The organism is Eubacterium sp. AF15-50 (assembly GCF_934835595.1).
In the GTDB taxonomy this organism is placed as follows: Bacteria; Bacillota; Clostridia; order Lachnospirales; family Lachnospiraceae; genus Eubacterium_G; species Eubacterium_G segne.
Genome location: NZ_CAKVZL010000022.1, coordinates 11,197 through 27,533 on the forward strand (window position 1 = coordinate 11,197; position 16,337 = coordinate 27,533).

12 protein-coding genes are annotated in these 16,337 nt (G+C 31.3%); all 12 read left to right on the forward strand.

Annotated features, from left to right (window positions below):
- The first annotated feature begins 395 nt into the window (after positions 1 to 395).
- The 12 genes from Q5O73_RS04305 to Q5O73_RS04360 all read left to right on the forward strand — a co-directional run bounded on the left by Q5O73_RS04305 (position 396) and on the right by Q5O73_RS04360 (position 15,761).
- The gene (locus Q5O73_RS04305) at positions 396 to 8,138 is read left to right on the forward strand and encodes an RHS repeat-associated core domain-containing protein (RefSeq protein ID WP_302669099.1); all 7,743 of its coding nucleotides are present in this window, start codon (positions 396 to 398) and stop codon (positions 8,136 to 8,138) included.
- A 20-nt stretch (positions 8,139 to 8,158) separates the two neighbouring features.
- Positions 8,159 to 8,743 carry a hypothetical protein gene (locus Q5O73_RS04310; RefSeq protein ID WP_302669100.1) on the forward strand — a complete coding sequence of 195 codons (585 nt, stop codon included), beginning with the start codon at positions 8,159 to 8,161 and terminating at the stop codon, positions 8,741 to 8,743.
- A 275-nt stretch (positions 8,744 to 9,018) separates the two neighbouring features.
- Positions 9,019 to 9,735, forward strand: a complete 717-nt coding sequence (locus Q5O73_RS04315) for a hypothetical protein (RefSeq protein ID WP_302669101.1) — start codon at positions 9,019 to 9,021, stop codon at positions 9,733 to 9,735.
- Positions 9,736 to 10,026: 291 nt separating this feature from the next.
- Complete coding sequence (locus tag Q5O73_RS04320) at positions 10,027 to 10,794, forward strand: hypothetical protein (protein ID WP_302669102.1); 768 nt, start codon at positions 10,027 to 10,029, stop codon at positions 10,792 to 10,794.
- Between the two features lie 597 nt (positions 10,795 to 11,391).
- Positions 11,392 to 11,595, forward strand: a complete 204-nt coding sequence (locus Q5O73_RS04325) for a hypothetical protein (RefSeq protein ID WP_302669103.1) — start codon at positions 11,392 to 11,394, stop codon at positions 11,593 to 11,595.
- A 54-nt stretch (positions 11,596 to 11,649) separates the two neighbouring features.
- Complete coding sequence (locus tag Q5O73_RS04330; protein WP_302669104.1) at positions 11,650 to 11,862, forward strand: hypothetical protein; 213 nt, start codon at positions 11,650 to 11,652, stop codon at positions 11,860 to 11,862.
- Between the two features lie 864 nt (positions 11,863 to 12,726).
- Positions 12,727 to 13,089, forward strand: a complete 363-nt coding sequence (locus tag Q5O73_RS04335; RefSeq protein ID WP_021952932.1) for a hypothetical protein — start codon at positions 12,727 to 12,729, stop codon at positions 13,087 to 13,089.
- Between the two features lie 263 nt (positions 13,090 to 13,352).
- Complete coding sequence (locus tag Q5O73_RS04340; RefSeq protein ID WP_302669105.1) at positions 13,353 to 13,502, forward strand: hypothetical protein; 150 nt, start codon at positions 13,353 to 13,355, stop codon at positions 13,500 to 13,502.
- A gap of 147 nt (positions 13,503 to 13,649) precedes the next feature.
- Positions 13,650 to 14,066, forward strand: coding sequence for a hypothetical protein (locus Q5O73_RS04345; protein ID WP_302669106.1), 417 nt, complete (start codon positions 13,650 to 13,652; stop codon positions 14,064 to 14,066).
- 18 nt (positions 14,067 to 14,084) lie between these two features.
- Positions 14,085 to 14,246: a hypothetical protein gene (locus tag Q5O73_RS04350; RefSeq protein WP_302669107.1), complete on the forward strand. Its 162-nt coding sequence runs from the start codon at positions 14,085 to 14,087 to the stop codon at positions 14,244 to 14,246.
- A gap of 16 nt (positions 14,247 to 14,262) precedes the next feature.
- The gene (locus tag Q5O73_RS04355) at positions 14,263 to 14,982 is read left to right on the forward strand and encodes a hypothetical protein (protein WP_302669108.1); all 720 of its coding nucleotides are present in this window, start codon (positions 14,263 to 14,265) and stop codon (positions 14,980 to 14,982) included.
- A 65-nt stretch (positions 14,983 to 15,047) separates the two neighbouring features.
- Positions 15,048 to 15,761, forward strand: coding sequence for a hypothetical protein (locus tag Q5O73_RS04360; protein ID WP_021952937.1), 714 nt, complete (start codon positions 15,048 to 15,050; stop codon positions 15,759 to 15,761).
- Positions 15,762 to 16,337: the final 576 nt, after the last annotated feature.

Genomic DNA, 16,337 nt, shown 5'->3' on the forward strand with positions numbered 1-16,337 from the left:
CACTTACGCAAAAAACGGGTACGTTTGCGCAAGTCCTATTGAAATATTAAAATCCCAATAATAAAATGTAGATGAAAATTTTATACAAATTATATTTTCATTTGGGGGACAAATGTATGGTGAAGAACAGATGAAAAAGGGGGATTCGGGTTATGATTATATTAATTATAATCAGTTATGAATGTCACATCTAAGAACCCCATTCTTTTAAATGAAACCCATGTCAAACAGACAAGGTCTCCCCTTTTTCATTAATTCAAACAGGCATAGAACACAAAACATTGTGGTGTCTATGACTTTTAATATAAATAGGTTGGGTGGAAAACGGTTACTATTAATGAAACTTCAATTATAGGGAAAAAATTGAGGTGGTGAACAAAAGTGGAGGATAAGTTATGAGAAGGAACATTTATGGTAAAATGATTTCGGCAGTAATGGCAATGGCATTGTGCGTAACGAGCGTTAATGTTTCAGCAGTGCAATTAGAGTCGGAAATCACAAAGAAAAATGCTTTAATGTCAGATAAACAGGAAATAATTGAAAATGATGACAAGAGCATTGATGATGAAGGTAGAGAAAAGCCTGTTGTAATTAAGGAAATAAAGAGTATGAGAGATGAAAATTCAAACACGTACCTTATGAGCAACGGAATGAAAAAAACAGTATATTATTCAGACAACATACGCTTTGAAGAGGATGGAAAATTAAAAAAATATAATTCAGAGTTGGTTGCCGCTGAATCACAGGATAAGAAAATCATATCTTTGGCAAAAAATATTTCCGTAAAAAATTCAAAAAAATACAAATATGTAAATAAGTCCGGAGATACAAAACAATATTTGCCGGAAACAATCGGGGAGGAAAGCCCGGTTCTTCTTACACAGGATGACTACAGAATATCATTTGTACCGTTGGATGCCGGGGAGAATTCGGATGATTATGTAGAAACTAAAACCGATAAGGTATCATTAGAAACTGAAAAAATTGAGGATGCCGTAACTGGAAAGAAGGAAGAAAAAAGCATAAAGGCAGTATATGAAAACACCGGGAATGATACAAAAATAGCATATCATTCGTTAGAGCATGGAATGAAAGAAGACATTATACTTAATGAAATTCCTGATAATAATGAATTTTTATATAAAATATGTACTGAAAATCTTGAGGTACGTCTTGATGCTGTAGGTGGTGGGATTTCATTTATTGACAAGGAAAAAGACAGCATTGTTGCGGGAATTCCGGCACCGTCAATGAATGATAGTACGGGAAAAGCATACAGTGAAGATGTACATTATGAATTAGAGAAGTCCGTCTCTGAAACAAAGGGAATAAATGCATATATATTAAAAATAGTTGTAGATAATGACTATTTGACTTCAACTGACAGAAAGTATCCTGTTACAATTGATCCGTCAGTCACATGGGAAGGAACCGGTGAATTAGGTGAGGCTTATATTTTAAAGGCAAATCCTGATGTTAATTATTATGCAAGTGGTGTTAAAGCTTTCTCTGTTGGAAAAGGAAGTCAGGGATTGTTTAGAACATACATGAGAGCACTTGATTTAAAAAGCACTGTACGCGGAAAATATGTGGAAAGTGCAAAACTGATATTGTATGAGAATGGAGCAAACACAAAGGGCGTAAAAATTAATGTTGAACCGGTAAAGAATGAATTTGCGTGCAGAAATATTACATGGAATAATCAGCCGGGGGGTACAGGTGATTCACTGGCAACATTTACATCCAGTGGAACTGCTGATGCAAAGAAAACTTTAAATATGACAACATGGGCAAGAAATGTTGCAAAGGGTTCAGGAAGTGGAAATAAAAATTATGGACTGGTATTTAAAGCAGAAAAAGAATCAGCTTCCTCATATGTAAAATTCTATGGCTCAAGAACTGCTTCAACATCAAAAATGCCAAAAATGGAAGTAGTATATTATGACGGACCAACAAAGCCGGAAAACGTTAGCCTCACAAAAGTGCACATAAAGTCAGGAGAAAAGCTGCAGGTTTCATGGAGTGGCATAACATCAAAGGCGCTGGATTATGTTCAGTACAAAGTTAAAAACTATGATGAATCTACACATTCAGCAACAACAGATTATATTGCATATTCAGATTCAACAAAATTAGGTACAACTTCAAGCGGAACAAAGACAATAGATGCAAGTTCAGGTTGGAAAGAGGGGCATTATTATCTCTATGTAAGAGGGGTAGATAAAGGAGGAATAAAATCGCCGGAAAAAGCAATAGGTTTTGTAATCGATAGAACGGCACCTGTACTGAATTCGGTAACGATAACACCATCTACGTCTGCTTCTTCATATAGTAATAAATTGCCTAAGATAACATGGAATGTTACTGAAAAGAATCTTTTGTCAATTCAGGTAAAGGTTAATAATGGAAACTATGCGGCATTAGCAGATAGCAATACAGGCAATGCTACAATTGGTGATTTAGAATCAGAAAAGGTTAATACAATAGCTGTAAGAGCAACAGATAGAGCAGGAAATGTAAGCAGTGAAAAGAAGTTTACATATTATTATGATGATGACGCTCCTGAAATAGATATGAAGGTGATTCCGGATACGGATGAAGATAAATATGATAACAGTCCCGATATGCCACAATTAGAATATAGCATTAACGATGGAACATTAAAGGATTATAGACTCACCGTTAATGGCAAGAGTCAGACGTTATTGGAAAATAAAGGAACAGTAACAATAGAGAATATTGAAGAAGGGGGAAATTCCATTGCAATATCAGCAACTGATAAAGCAGGTAATGACACAGAAGAAGAGTGCTTATATTATAGAGATATAACAAACCCTACAAAGGGAACTGTGAAAATAACTCCCAAAACAGGATTTTTCAATTCAAGCAGTGATTTGCCAGTGATTAAATGGAGTGATTTTGAAGATGACAATTTATCAGAAATTCAGGTTAAAATTGATGATGGAAAATATCAGACATTAGGTTACGAGGCAAATGGTGAGGCGAGACTACAAGAAAAAGATTTTAATAATGATGGCAAGTATAATATAAAAGTACGTGCTATTGATAAAGCAGGAAATGTGTCTGACGATGTTTCATATAATTACTATTATGAAAAAACAGAACAGGCATTGGAGGATTATGCTCCAACTGATGTTTATGCTGTAGAGCAGATTGGTGGAAATACCGTTTTAAGATTTTCTACAAAAAGTGGTAAATTTAATGATAGTATTAAGTATCAGGTATATAGAGGAACAACTCCCCTTTTTATACCGGATGATGATACCCTGATAAAAACAGTATCCTCAAAGGGAGCAATTAAGGTATCTGGAAATGAAAATACAATATATTACTATAAAATCAGGGCAATAAAAGAAAAGCAGACACAGAATAGTGCTTTTTCGGAAGAAATTAGTTCAACAACTTTATCCGCAAAGACAATTTCAGATAGATTGGGAAATAATAGTCTATACGAATATGAATCAGTTTCAACTCCAAACGGTACGGGATATGTGGAACTTTCAAAAGGAAATTTTATATATGAGCAAAATGACATTACACTTCCGGCACCACAAATACCAATTAATATCTCCAGAGTGTATAATTCGAAAGCTCAGGTAGTTTCTTCATTTGGTTATGGTTGGAGTGATGCATATGATATGTATGTATCTGAAACAGATGATAAAATCTACTATTCAGACGATACAAAATCAATATACACATTTGTGAAAGAAGGAGATACATATAAATGTGTTGAGAATTCAGAATTAAGTTTAGAGACAGACGATGATATCTTGTATAAAACCATAGAAAAGAAAGACACAAATGGAAATGTTATAAGCAATACAAACTTAGAATTAGATGTTTATTATAAAATCACAGAAAAAGAAGGTGAAGTTTATAGATTTGATGACTGTGGAAGATTGATATTAATCGAAGAAAATAATGATACGTTTGTGTATATCAGGTATAATGAGAAAAATGGAAAAATTGCGGAAGTAGTAACAAGCAGTGGTCAGAAGGCAGAGTATTCCTACAATAAGGAAGGATTTATAAGCAATATAACAGCTGCGAAAGGAACAGATAGCGAATATGGTTATCAATACAGTTACGAAAACGGTTATTTGGTGAGAGCAACTTTTGTAGGAACAAAGGGTGGAAAGATAGATTACAATTATTCATATAAAAATGGAAACGTAAGTGTTATAAGTGATGCTGAGGGAAACAATTATTGTGTTGAATACGTTGGTGACTCCATGGATAAATTTGTTTATCCAAATGGAGATAATATGGAATTCAACCGCATTGAAGATAAAGCAAATAAAAGTGTAACAACTACAGTGAAAAAGAAACAGGTGGAAACTGAGTTGTATAGTGAAAGCTATGTTTTCGATGAACAGGGAAAAATTACTGTTAAAACAGATGCATCAGGAAATAAATCAGAATATAAGTATGATGATAAAAACAATAAGACACTGCTCACCGAATCGACAGATAGGACTTCTTACTATGCACTTGAAGGGGATACTGTTGTCAAAAAAACATCAGGTAAATCTGATAAAACTGTATATGATTCCCATGGAAATGTAACAGAGCAGGTGGATGCAGATGGAAGCATTACAAAATATTCATATGATTACAGTAAAGGAAGAGCTGATAGTGTAATTAATCTTCCAACAGAGATGATTGAAAAAAATGCAAATGGAATTATCAGCTCTCATGAAGTGTATCAATATGATGATCAGGGAAATACGGTAAAATTAATTGATAAGGTTACCAATACAATAACAAATTATAGATATAATGCAGATGGAACGGTTGATACAAGCAATGAGATTATTGTGGAAGACGTAGAGTCAGATAATGCCGAAAAATATGGTCTTGAAGCATATAGCGATGATACACAGTACAATGCTGATGGTGATGAACTGTCCGAGTCATCCTCTGAAGGAACTGTTAATGAGGAAAACATCTATACTTATGATGAAGTAGGAAATGTCATAACAGAGACAGACAAAACAAATAATATTACTACTTCTTATAAATACGATGAATTTCTCAGAGTTATAAAAACAACTGAAACAGCTCAGGTAAATGGTAAGAAAACTACAAAAAATACAGAAAATGGTTATGATAAAAATGGAAGCAAGATAAAGTCGGTTGATGAAGAGGGACGAATAACTGAATATACATATGATTCAATGAATCGTGTTATTGAGACAAAATTAATTGTAGGAAGTGATGAAAAAGTAACAAGAACGGCATACAGTTATGGAAGTGTTTCTATCAATACAGGTAAAGGCATGATGACTGTAAAGAATGCTACTGTAACTACTATTACCAATACAAGTGATGAAGTTGTAGGTAAGACATATACAGACAGTTTGGGAAGAACCGTTAGAGAATTAAACAATGGTTTGTATGTGGATTACACTTATGATAACGATGGAAGAATTTTTACTACTTATACGGGTGGAATGAATGAAACAGATGCGAACGGAATTGCAGAAGGAAAATTATCTGTCAATACTTATGATGCATATGGCAATCAGACGGACACAATTATTAATCCGGAGGTAGCAGGTGATACATTCAAAGTGGGAGAAAATTCAATTGTTACATCAAATGAATATGATGCAGCGGGAATGCTGATAAAATCGACTGATGCTAATGGAAACAGTACATGTTATGAGTATGATGAGCAGGGAAGGGTTACTAAAGTGACGACTGCTGTCGGAACAAGTAATCAATACAGCTATGATAATATAGAAAAAGATTCAAAAGGAAATATAAAATCAGTTGTTGATACGGTAACAGATGCGCTGGGAAGTGTTTCAAAAACAACAACAAACGGTACAGAACAGGTATTATCCATAAAGGATGAAACTAGTAGTGGAAGTATTGAAACAACATATGAATATGACGTTAACGGACAGAAAATAAAGGAAGCTTATAGTGATGGTTCATATCTGACATTTACATATGATGTTTATGGAAACAATGTTAAGAAATCTGCATTTGATGCAAACGGAAATGAGATAAATTCAACAGAATATATCTATGATGGAGAAGGAAACATAATTGAGGCAATAGATAATAAAAACGGTACACCGTATAGATATACGTTTTATGAGTATGATGCTTATGGACGCAATATATCTGTTGCGGAAATCAATGCAACAAGTAAACCATCTGACAGTGAAGTTGAAAATGCAAAGCTCAAATATGTGTATAACATAGATGATAATATAGCAAAAATATATTATCCGAATACAACAGGGGATGAACTTAAGGGAATAGCTTTTAAGTATAATAAGGATAAATGGATAACAGAAATTGATGGACTGTTATCAGGTGACGATGCGGCAGCTATAAGAAAATATGAATATTATAGTGATGGAAAAATATCTTGTATTAAGGATTTTCAAAATTTCTTAAACAAGGATTCAGATTATGTGGAACGTGATTATAGTTATGATGTATTTGACAGAGTGCTTTCAATGAAGTACTATAACAGTACCAATAAAGATTTAATTCTTGAACAGTATGATTATGAATATGATAAGAATTCGAACATCACGTATAAGCACGAAAAGTATAATTACAGCAACAATCTAAAAGATGAGGATGTGACTTATACTTATAACAAATTAAATCAGCTGGTAGAATCGGTAAAAAATAATAAACTTACATACAAAACAATAACGTCTTCATATTCATATGACAGTGTGGGAAATAGAACTTATGAAAAAATCATCAAAAAAGATACGGTAGCAACGGACAAAACTTTTGATGAGGCAACATATAATTACTATTCCTACAACAGGTTGAATCAGTTGTCTGGAAAGACAGAAATTATAACAGATGGAATAACAACGAAGACTTATACAGGTTCATACAAATATGATGCGAGAGGAAATCAGATAGAAGTAACAGACGGAAAGTCAAAGACGATCACAAAGTATACATATGATGTTGAAAATCAGCTAACGGATGTAGAAGTTACTACAGATGGGAAAAAGACTGGTGAACAGCACAACATATATAACGGTAATGGGCAACGCATATCAAAGACTGATATTGTAATTGATGGTGATAATAAGAAGTCTAATACTACATGCTATTTCTATGAGGGAAGTTTGTTGTTATATACAACAGATGATAGTGGAAAGAAAATAAGTCAGAATGTAATAGGAAACCAGGATAATATCATTGTAGGCATTAGGTATAGTGGTGGTAACCAGAATGAATATTTTTATGCTAAGGATGTTCAGGGAAGTACTACAAACATAACTGATAATACCGGTGCGTGTGTTCAATCATATGATTATACAGATTTTGGAGAGACAGCAGAACGTATAGCAACGGATTTTAAAAATGAAATTTGCTATACAGGCGGTATTTATGATGAACTCACAGGGCTGTATTATTTAAATGCACGTTATTATAATCCGGATGAAGGAGTATTCTTAAGTCAGGACACATATCGTGGAACAGAAAAAAATGCAGAGTGTTGGAATTTATATGCTTATTGTGCAAATAATCCAATTAACTATGTGGATCCGAGTGGACATACAGCCAGTTTGATACAAAGTGGGCAATACTTGCCGGCAGAAGCATGGGAGTCAATTAAAAAAATTGAAAAGGATAGTAATAGTAACAATAAGAATAATAAGAAAAAAAATAAATTAACAAAAGTGCAAAAATTATTTGTTGCTGTAATTGCAGGAGAGGCAATAGGAGAAGGCAAAAAATCATGGAAGGCTATAGCTCATATTATTATGAATAGAGTTAGAGATAAAACGCACGATTTTAAAAATTATAATACAGTTACCAAAGTTATTAAACAGCCATATCAGTTTTCAAGTTATTTCTATAAAGACAGGCAGTATTTAAAAGCAAAGAATTATTTGAAAAAGAGGAAACCTAAAAATAAAAGGTATGAGAGATTAATAAAAGCAGTTATTCCTATTTATAAGGGTAAGAAGAAGGATATAACTAAAGGGGCATTATTGTATTATAGTCCTAAATCGATGAATCCAAGGGGAAGTGAGCCATCATGGGATTTTAGTAAGTTAAAAGAAATTAAAATTAAAGGGATCGCTTCTAATAATTTTAGGTTTTATAAATATAAATAGTTAGGATTGGAGGTAAGAATGTGAAAAAAGCATTAATATGTTTTATATGTATCGTTGTTGTAATTATAGCTGCTTATGGAGCAAAAAATATCAGTAGCAGCAAACAAGTTGAAAATGATACAACTTATGAAAAAGGTAGTGAAGATAAATTTGTAGAAGTGGAAACGTATAAAGAAAATGAGGAGGTTCTTTATAAATATACATTGCTTAATTCTGAAGGTAAAAATGTATATGAAGAAACCGGGTTATACAGAGAACCGAATGTAGAACAATTAGACAATGAGGTCGTAAGGGTTGGAGTTTCGGCAGGCTCTTCTGTTTATCAGGTTAGATATTTTGACACTATAAACAGTAAGATTTCTGAAATTTACTATACTCCATGGGATGAGTATAATAATAAATTAATTAGATTTGAAAACAAAAAGATGATAATTCAGGATATGTTTGATAAATCAAATTATTATAAGGAAGTCAAATTGGATATGCGTGACACGGCAGAACCTAATAGTGCAATAAAATCAGCTGAATTTTTAGATGATAACACTGTTAAAGTTACATATTTTTCTGAAGATGATGAAGAAATAACAAAAAAAATTAAACTGTAGAATAAGTTAAAGACTGAAAGTTTTAATATACAAATGTATTTATGAAAAAACCGGTTGTTGTACATCGGATTTTAGAAACAACTTAATAACAAAATTGAATTGAACCAAATTGCTGCGCAATGGCCTGTCAGGGTTGTAGCGCAGTTTTTTTCGGCCTGTTATAGAAATCATTGCCATAATATCCATGCTTTTTAATGGAAACAGGATATATATACTAGTTGCAGAATATAGAAAATTGGAGTATCCTATAAATATAAATAGTGGAGGAAGCTTAAATGAAAAAAGGTGAAAAAATAATAATTTTAATTGTAGCATTAGTTTGTCTTGCAGGTTGTGGCACAGATAATGGAAAGGCTACAGAGAGTGTAGTTGAGGAGAGTAGTGTTAAGGAAAATGAGATTAATACTACAGAACAGGAAAGTGTTGTGGCTACAACGGAAATGGAAAGCAGCGTGGATGAAATGGGGACAAAATGCGAACCTATGAAGGAAAGCGATGCAAAAGATTTTTGGATAGATGGAAATACATATTTAATAAAAATGAGATATGTGATGGATGGAGAAGAAAGTTTTTTTGATTCAGATGGAACAGCACAAATACACAAAGAGAGAGAATATAAGGATGGTTTAATATATAATATTATAATTAATTCCAATGATGGAAATGTTAAAAATAGAAGTATGGCTCATTTCTATGTGGAAAATGAAAAAATATATATAGTTGATGATTATGACAATAATAAAAAAATTAAAGATGATTATTTGCAGCTAGTATATCAGCAAAAGGATATTGAAAACGATAATGGAAAGGGACTTTATTACAGTATAGTAAATATTGACGGCATAACGAAATTTAAATTATATACATATTTGGTTGAGACGAATTATTATAATAACATAGAATGGGGAAAGGAAAGAAATATTAATTTCTTTGAAAATGGGTATGGAGCACAGCGGGATTTGCTTCAGGTAAAATTCATAAAGAAAAAATAAAGCAAAATTATGAAGGTTAAAATAACATATCATATTCGGAAGTATTCGCAATATGCAAAATGAAAGTATTTAAAGCATTTTTAGAAAAACAGGAGAAAAAGGAAGACGTTTTGTGGATGAAAGGTTATCCTACAGATAAGTAAAAGGTGAGAATTTTGCCATAAAATACAGGGAAGAATATGAGTAAACCATTGAAGAATTATCTGATAGATCATCATTTGTAATTTGTTAAGGCGAAGTAATATGCATAAATTAGGTAATAAAAGAGAATAAACAAAGGAATAAAGAAAAATGAAAGCAAAAGAAATGATAATTATAGTTACATGCGTTTTACTAGGAGCAAGTATTCTGATGGTAGGATGTAAAGAAAAAAAACAGGCAAATAACCCAAAAGAGTCGCAAACTTTTAAATCTGAATTAGAAACCACGGAAGAAGAGTTGAAAGGGTATGGGGATGTTGATCCGGAGTTTAAAAAACTGAAAAATTATGTAGAAAAGAAATTATCAAAATATAATTCCTGGGTGGCAACTACGACGAAAGGAAAGGTATATATTAATTGTGATTCAGAGGGATACGGAAACAGTCTGGTTTACGTTGCGGAAGGTAAGAGAATATATTTACGCCTTACTGCACCAGTTATGCCAGCGGATTATGATGCTCAGAAAAAAGAGGTTCAGGCACATATATTTGATGAAGGAACGGACTATGATGGAGCTACTTATTTAATGAGAATATCAGACACAGAGATAGAATTAATGTATGAATCTGAATATCAACGTTATGATAACAGAATTCCATCAGAATTAAGGAACATTGTGTTTAAAAGACAGAAAGATAAGTGCATTTTAGCGGTTCAATCTTATTTAAGAAAGAACCTTGACAAGGACTTTACATTATATAATTTAATGTATAAGAAAATAAAAACTGATGATAATTCATACAAAGTTGTGGTGACGGGACTTAAGGAGAAAAACGAGGGACAGGATAGAAAATATAGGCTTGATTTGCAAGCTAAAAAGACAGAAAAAGGATATGAGATAACAGAGTGGTCAAGGTAAAATCCGGAACAGAAAAAATAATTAAATATATTTGATTAATTATAAAACTGCTGATAGCATTACAATAAGCTATCAGCGGTTTTTCTATTATTGTGTAACAGTAAAAATACCACATATGCTATGCTGGTGTGTTTTATATAACTAAACTATAAATAAAGTTACAAATAGATATTGATTTGTAAAAGAAAAATTCATTGTGAGGTTGGAGAGTAGAATTTAAGGACCTAGGTTTAGGAATTAGAAGTGAGCAGAAGATATGCTATGAAAAATAATTTCAGAGAGATGTCATCGGATTCCTGCACGCAAGAGAGGCAAAAATCGTTAATTATATGTATGATGTGTGAAGAAATATTAGAATGGAAGATGACAACAGGGTGGTATATAGGTTTCATGAAAATGAAATGAGGAAATGAGGAGTTATAAAGATACGGCAGGTGCTACAACTACTTATGAGTGGGATGATAGCACACTAGTTAGGGAGACTGTTACTTGCAAAGCAACGAATAGGACATACGATGTTTGGTACTTTTATGACAGCCTAGGAAAGCCATCGGTTATGAATACAGTTATATAAATAAGCAGAACGGAAAAAGCAGTGTGAGAATCTATTATGAAAAGGACTTTCATGGAAACGTTATAGATCTTTGGAATTTCAGAGGAGCAGAGATAGCTATATATGATGCGTGGAGAAATATAACAGATACGGTATGTTATGAAGGAAATGAGACTGCATACGCATTAAATCATATAACGTATAGGAGTTATTACAGGGATGAAGAAACAGGGGGCTATTATTTATAGAGTCGTTATTATGACTCAATAGTTGAAAGATTTATCAATGCAGATAATGTATGTATGCTAGAAATACAAAGCATTTTAGATAATAACCTTTATCTTTATTGTAATAGCAATCCTATTATAAATGTTGATTATAGCAGCTACTTTACAATAGCAAGATGTGTGGTATCAGTACCATTAGATATGATATGTATGGCAATTCAACCATATTTGGCAACTGTAAAAACATTAGCAAAGCAGTATGCTGAACAAGCTTTGAAGGCAAATTGAAAAGAATTACTTATAGCATATTTAAAAAAGTAGTAAGTATATCGTCAAAGATTTTTACTAAAGTTAAGAGTGTTGTAAAAAATTTCTATATGGGGAAGGGGGCTGAAAAAATTAATGTTGCACATTTTAGTGTCAAAATGGTAGGAATAGTATCATCAGCCAGCATAAATTTTATACTAAATATATTGGTACTCAATATTTCTTTCTGTAGGAGGATTTGTTGCGGGAATACCAGGCATTTGGTCTAATAGAAGTCTTGATAATAAAATTACCATACCATTTAAATAAGTCAATTAATATATTTATTGCTTATAAATTTTAATTTGTATAAAATGGAAACCTCTTGTATACTACAAAAGACCGTAGTTTGTATAAGAGGTTTCTATTTATAAGTAACGGAATACAAGAAAAGAGTATTACGAATGCATATAACTCTGAAGGGCGATTCAGTAATGAAAAAAAATATTAGTAAAATATATTTGGGAATTATCATTATACTATATAATGTATTTTCTTATATATATGCTACCGATGGCTTGAAAATTCAATTAGCGACTAAAATACAAAATAATAAGTATGATTATATAAAATATAATTATAATTCTATTAGTAACAAATTATATATAATATCAATTATAGGAATGATTATAACAGGAACAGTATTTTTGGTTTTTTCTACATACAAGATTTATACGTATATTAAAAGCCGTACAGACAAAAAAATATTACATATATTTATAATGTTAATGTTTCTTATTATTAGTATATTGTTTTTATACTTCTGTAGAAATTTTTTTGTGAATACCAATATGCTTATTGGAGAGGAAATGTAAATGAAAAATATTTTTGAATGAAAAAAGAAAAATGAAAGTAAAAGTTCAGACATTCTTTATTTCTTTGAGTATATTTGCGGTGGTTTTTATTTATTGTGCTATGGGACATTATGATAAAATGGGAATAAGAAGTGATGAAGATTCCGCGCAATATTATATGCGGGATGGGGAAATATATGTTCAGAACGATGCATACATAATCAATGTTAATAACGAGAACTTAAAATATCGCGTTACAGACGCCTATATCGATGTTTTAGGATATTTAGTCATTATGGAAAAGGATAAACTACATTTGATTGATGAGGAAAATCATGTATTTAGGGATTCCAAGGGGAATAAGTATGTTGCGTTGGAATATGCCTACTGGATTTCTTCGGATATCCAATGTTAAGGTAATGGAGTAAATTTTAACAGGGAGATTTCATACGATGGAATAAAAATATCCAAAAAACACGAAGAATGGCAAGTGTAAAGAGAGTTATAAAGCAACAGTTTTATAAAGTCAAATAAAACATTATGAAAAAAGTAGGAGGAGTGACAAGTGGAAAAACAAATTAATTATTATACAAATAAAATAATAGATGAGTTGATAGTTAACAGTACTTGTCCTACAAATTCACTTAATAACAAAAAACTGAGTTGGAGGATATATATTTGAACAAGAAATTTAATTATTCAGTTTTAATTCCACCACTTTCAAAAGAGATAAAGGATTTGAATGCGGATGAGGCGAATGAATTTTTTAAATGGTACCAAACCGAAAGTAAAATACAGGGATGGAGGATACAAAAAATATACATATGACAAGTATGATAATTTCCAGATGAGTGTATTATATAATAAAAATCAAGCTGTCGGAAACAAATAAAAAATAGGACATAAAAGAGACTAGAGATTCAGGTAGACAGGAGAGATTAGTTATTAAATTTTACAAAGGGAGAGGATTTATTTGTGAAAAAAGTTATTAAACCAATCGTTGTCATTTTTACAATATTATTAGGATATATATGTGTAAATTCTGTAATTATTTATCATTATCTACGTGAATATGGATACGGAATAAATGAATTACCAAAGACAGTTGCTGTTTGGATGAGGGTAAGTGATGGATTTACAGTATCTGAAAGTGATAATGCAGATTTTTTTATTGGTAGAAGTTATTCTGGTTATTATAAAAAGATGTGTGAGAAAAAAGGTTATTATGTGGAACAAATGGGAAGAGATATGATTGCTACAAATAGTCAAAAGCGGTATGAAAGTATTTATTTTGGCCCGGACATTGATGTGTGGTGCCATTGGTTCAGATTGTATGAAATATGTTCCAATGACGGAAAAATCACAATAGATGAATTTAGAAAATTAGAGTAAAAAGTGAATGTCAATAGGATGCTTAAACAGATTTATAAGTATGTAAAAAGAGGGCAATCACCGGAAGGTTCTTATAAAATATCGTTTAGATGTGAATGCGAGAGAAAATCGGATAGAGGTAACGGATGGGAGGTCATAGACGACCACAAAGTATACATTGGTGGTACAGCTATTGCATGAAAGGAAAATAAAAATTATGGTTGAATTATATGAAGATATGCATGGAGAAATAGTAGTTACCTTATTAAGAATAATGTTGGGTATATTGTTACTTATCAGTCAGAAAATAATACCAGGGAGATTTAAAGAATTTATTGTAACATCTTATTATGGAGTATTGGTATGTATGATTACAACTTATGTATCAAATCTCAAAATATCAAGTATGATAATAGGTATTGTGTTAGGACTGGTTGTTAGTGTAATGTTAACTATTTATAATAAAACAGAGGATTTTACTAATTTAATAGTAATATTCATTGCCATGTATGAAATAATGGAAGTAATAGTATATGCGTTTAACTTTGATTTTTCTTCCTTTGCTACTAATATTATGGATGTTTATGCAGATAACAGAAACATGTATTTTAAAGCTGTGGTGGCTCTCTATATAACAGTCATCAGTTATATTGTGATAAGTACCAAGGAAAAAGCAAGGAACTACTTGCAGAAAAATAAACATTTTTGGTTGGGAATATTTTTCATAGTGGGAGCTGTTTTTGCAAATACATTACATCCATTAGAAATTCCATATACAACAAAAGATTTATGGTTTATATTGTGGAATATAAATTATAGTCATGACAAATTTTGGCTACCTATACTTATTTTATTCATTGTATTAATAATCAAAATAATTATTAATATATTGAGAAAAAATACGAATGTTATAAATAAGAGTGAAAAGCCTATTTGAAATATAAAAAAGTAACTATGCTTGTCACGAATGAATATAGAAATTAATTTAGATAGGAGCATACTGTGAAGGAATTAGAAGATATAATTATTCAATATGAGTCTGTATTTTATAATATAAATATATTAGAAGTAGTTTTAGGTGTTACAATTATGATTTTGTCACCATTAAAAAAAGGTTATAGTCTGATAAATTTTATTATTGCAATTTATTTAGGAATAGGAATTGGCAGTGCCGTAGGATTTGAATTGCTATTTTCAGTTACCGGAATGTTAGTAGGAATGTGTATAGGAAGTATTGTTGCTTTATTAATAACATTCACATGCGGGAATAAGATAAATTATGCATTATTTGCGTTGGTACTAAAAACGACCATAATTGTCATTTGTAATTATTTTAGTAATGAATTACATTATTCAGTTAACAATGCAAGCCTTATGTTTGCCATTGTCATTTCTCTGATAATCTGTATTGGTGAATATTTGATTAATAGAAAAGATTCCATTAGATATTTATATAATAAGTATTTGTATGCAATATTTGGAATACTGGAAGTATCGGCAGGAATTGTATGTTGGCACAGATACGATTTGTGCAGTGTGATGAAGTTTTTAACGAATGTAGATTATTATTACTTTTTTACATATTTATGGAAAATAGATATGTCAATCGCAGGTCAGTCAGAAGACTGGTTTATTATGATAATGTTAATTTTGCCGGTTCAGGTTGTGTATATGATATATATTAGATTGAAAAAAGATAAAAAAGCTACTGTATAATATTTTATGACAAGATTGCTTGGAATAAAGAATAAAATTGAAGTAATCAATAAAAAGTATATTATGTTGATATAAACCATAGTATGGGAAATTTTGTTTGGCTTAAGAAAAAGGATTCAAAGTGGAAAATGACAGTCTGGAATACAGCATGGTCAGAACAAGGCAGTGCCAGTGGTGTGATATTTACATATTACGGATAAATTAAATGTACATAATTTGGAATGGAAGGTTTATGCAGAGATCATTTTTGAGAAAGTGTTTTTTGTGCATTAATGACAGCTTTTTGAATGAATGTACAAAAAATATATAAGTGAACAGATACAACTTGACAACACAACGAAATATATGTAATATAGTAAATGTAAGATGTAAATAAATATTATGATTCGAGTGGCGAAAGTGGATTTTATTGCTCACTATTGTATTTTTTTTACATCCGGTGTATACTATAAAAAGATTAAGAAAAACTAATAGTATACACCTCGAAATATTAAAAGAAGGGGGTGTTATATGAGAAAAAAAGATATAGCAACCAAAAAGTACATGTCAGATAACGTGAGATTTGCAGATGTGTTT

Bases quoted from the DNA above. Each gene is read 5' to 3' on its own strand.
- Q5O73_RS04355 (WP_302669108.1), top strand. From the start codon at position 14,263: ATGGTTGAATTATATGAAGATATGCATGGAGAAATAGTAGTTACCTTA.
- Q5O73_RS04305 (WP_302669099.1), top strand. From the start codon at position 396: ATGAGAAGGAACATTTATGGTAAAATGATTTCGGCAGTAATGGCAATG.
- Q5O73_RS04320 (WP_302669102.1), top strand. From the start codon at position 10,027: ATGAAAGCAAAAGAAATGATAATTATAGTTACATGCGTTTTACTAGGA.
- Q5O73_RS04350 (WP_302669107.1), top strand. From the start codon at position 14,085: ATGCTTAAACAGATTTATAAGTATGTAAAAAGAGGGCAATCACCGGAA.
- Q5O73_RS04330 (WP_302669104.1), top strand. From the start codon at position 11,650: ATGCTAGAAATACAAAGCATTTTAGATAATAACCTTTATCTTTATTGT.
- Q5O73_RS04315 (WP_302669101.1), top strand. From the start codon at position 9,019: ATGAAAAAAGGTGAAAAAATAATAATTTTAATTGTAGCATTAGTTTGT.
- Q5O73_RS04335 (WP_021952932.1), top strand. From the start codon at position 12,727: ATGAAAGTAAAAGTTCAGACATTCTTTATTTCTTTGAGTATATTTGCG.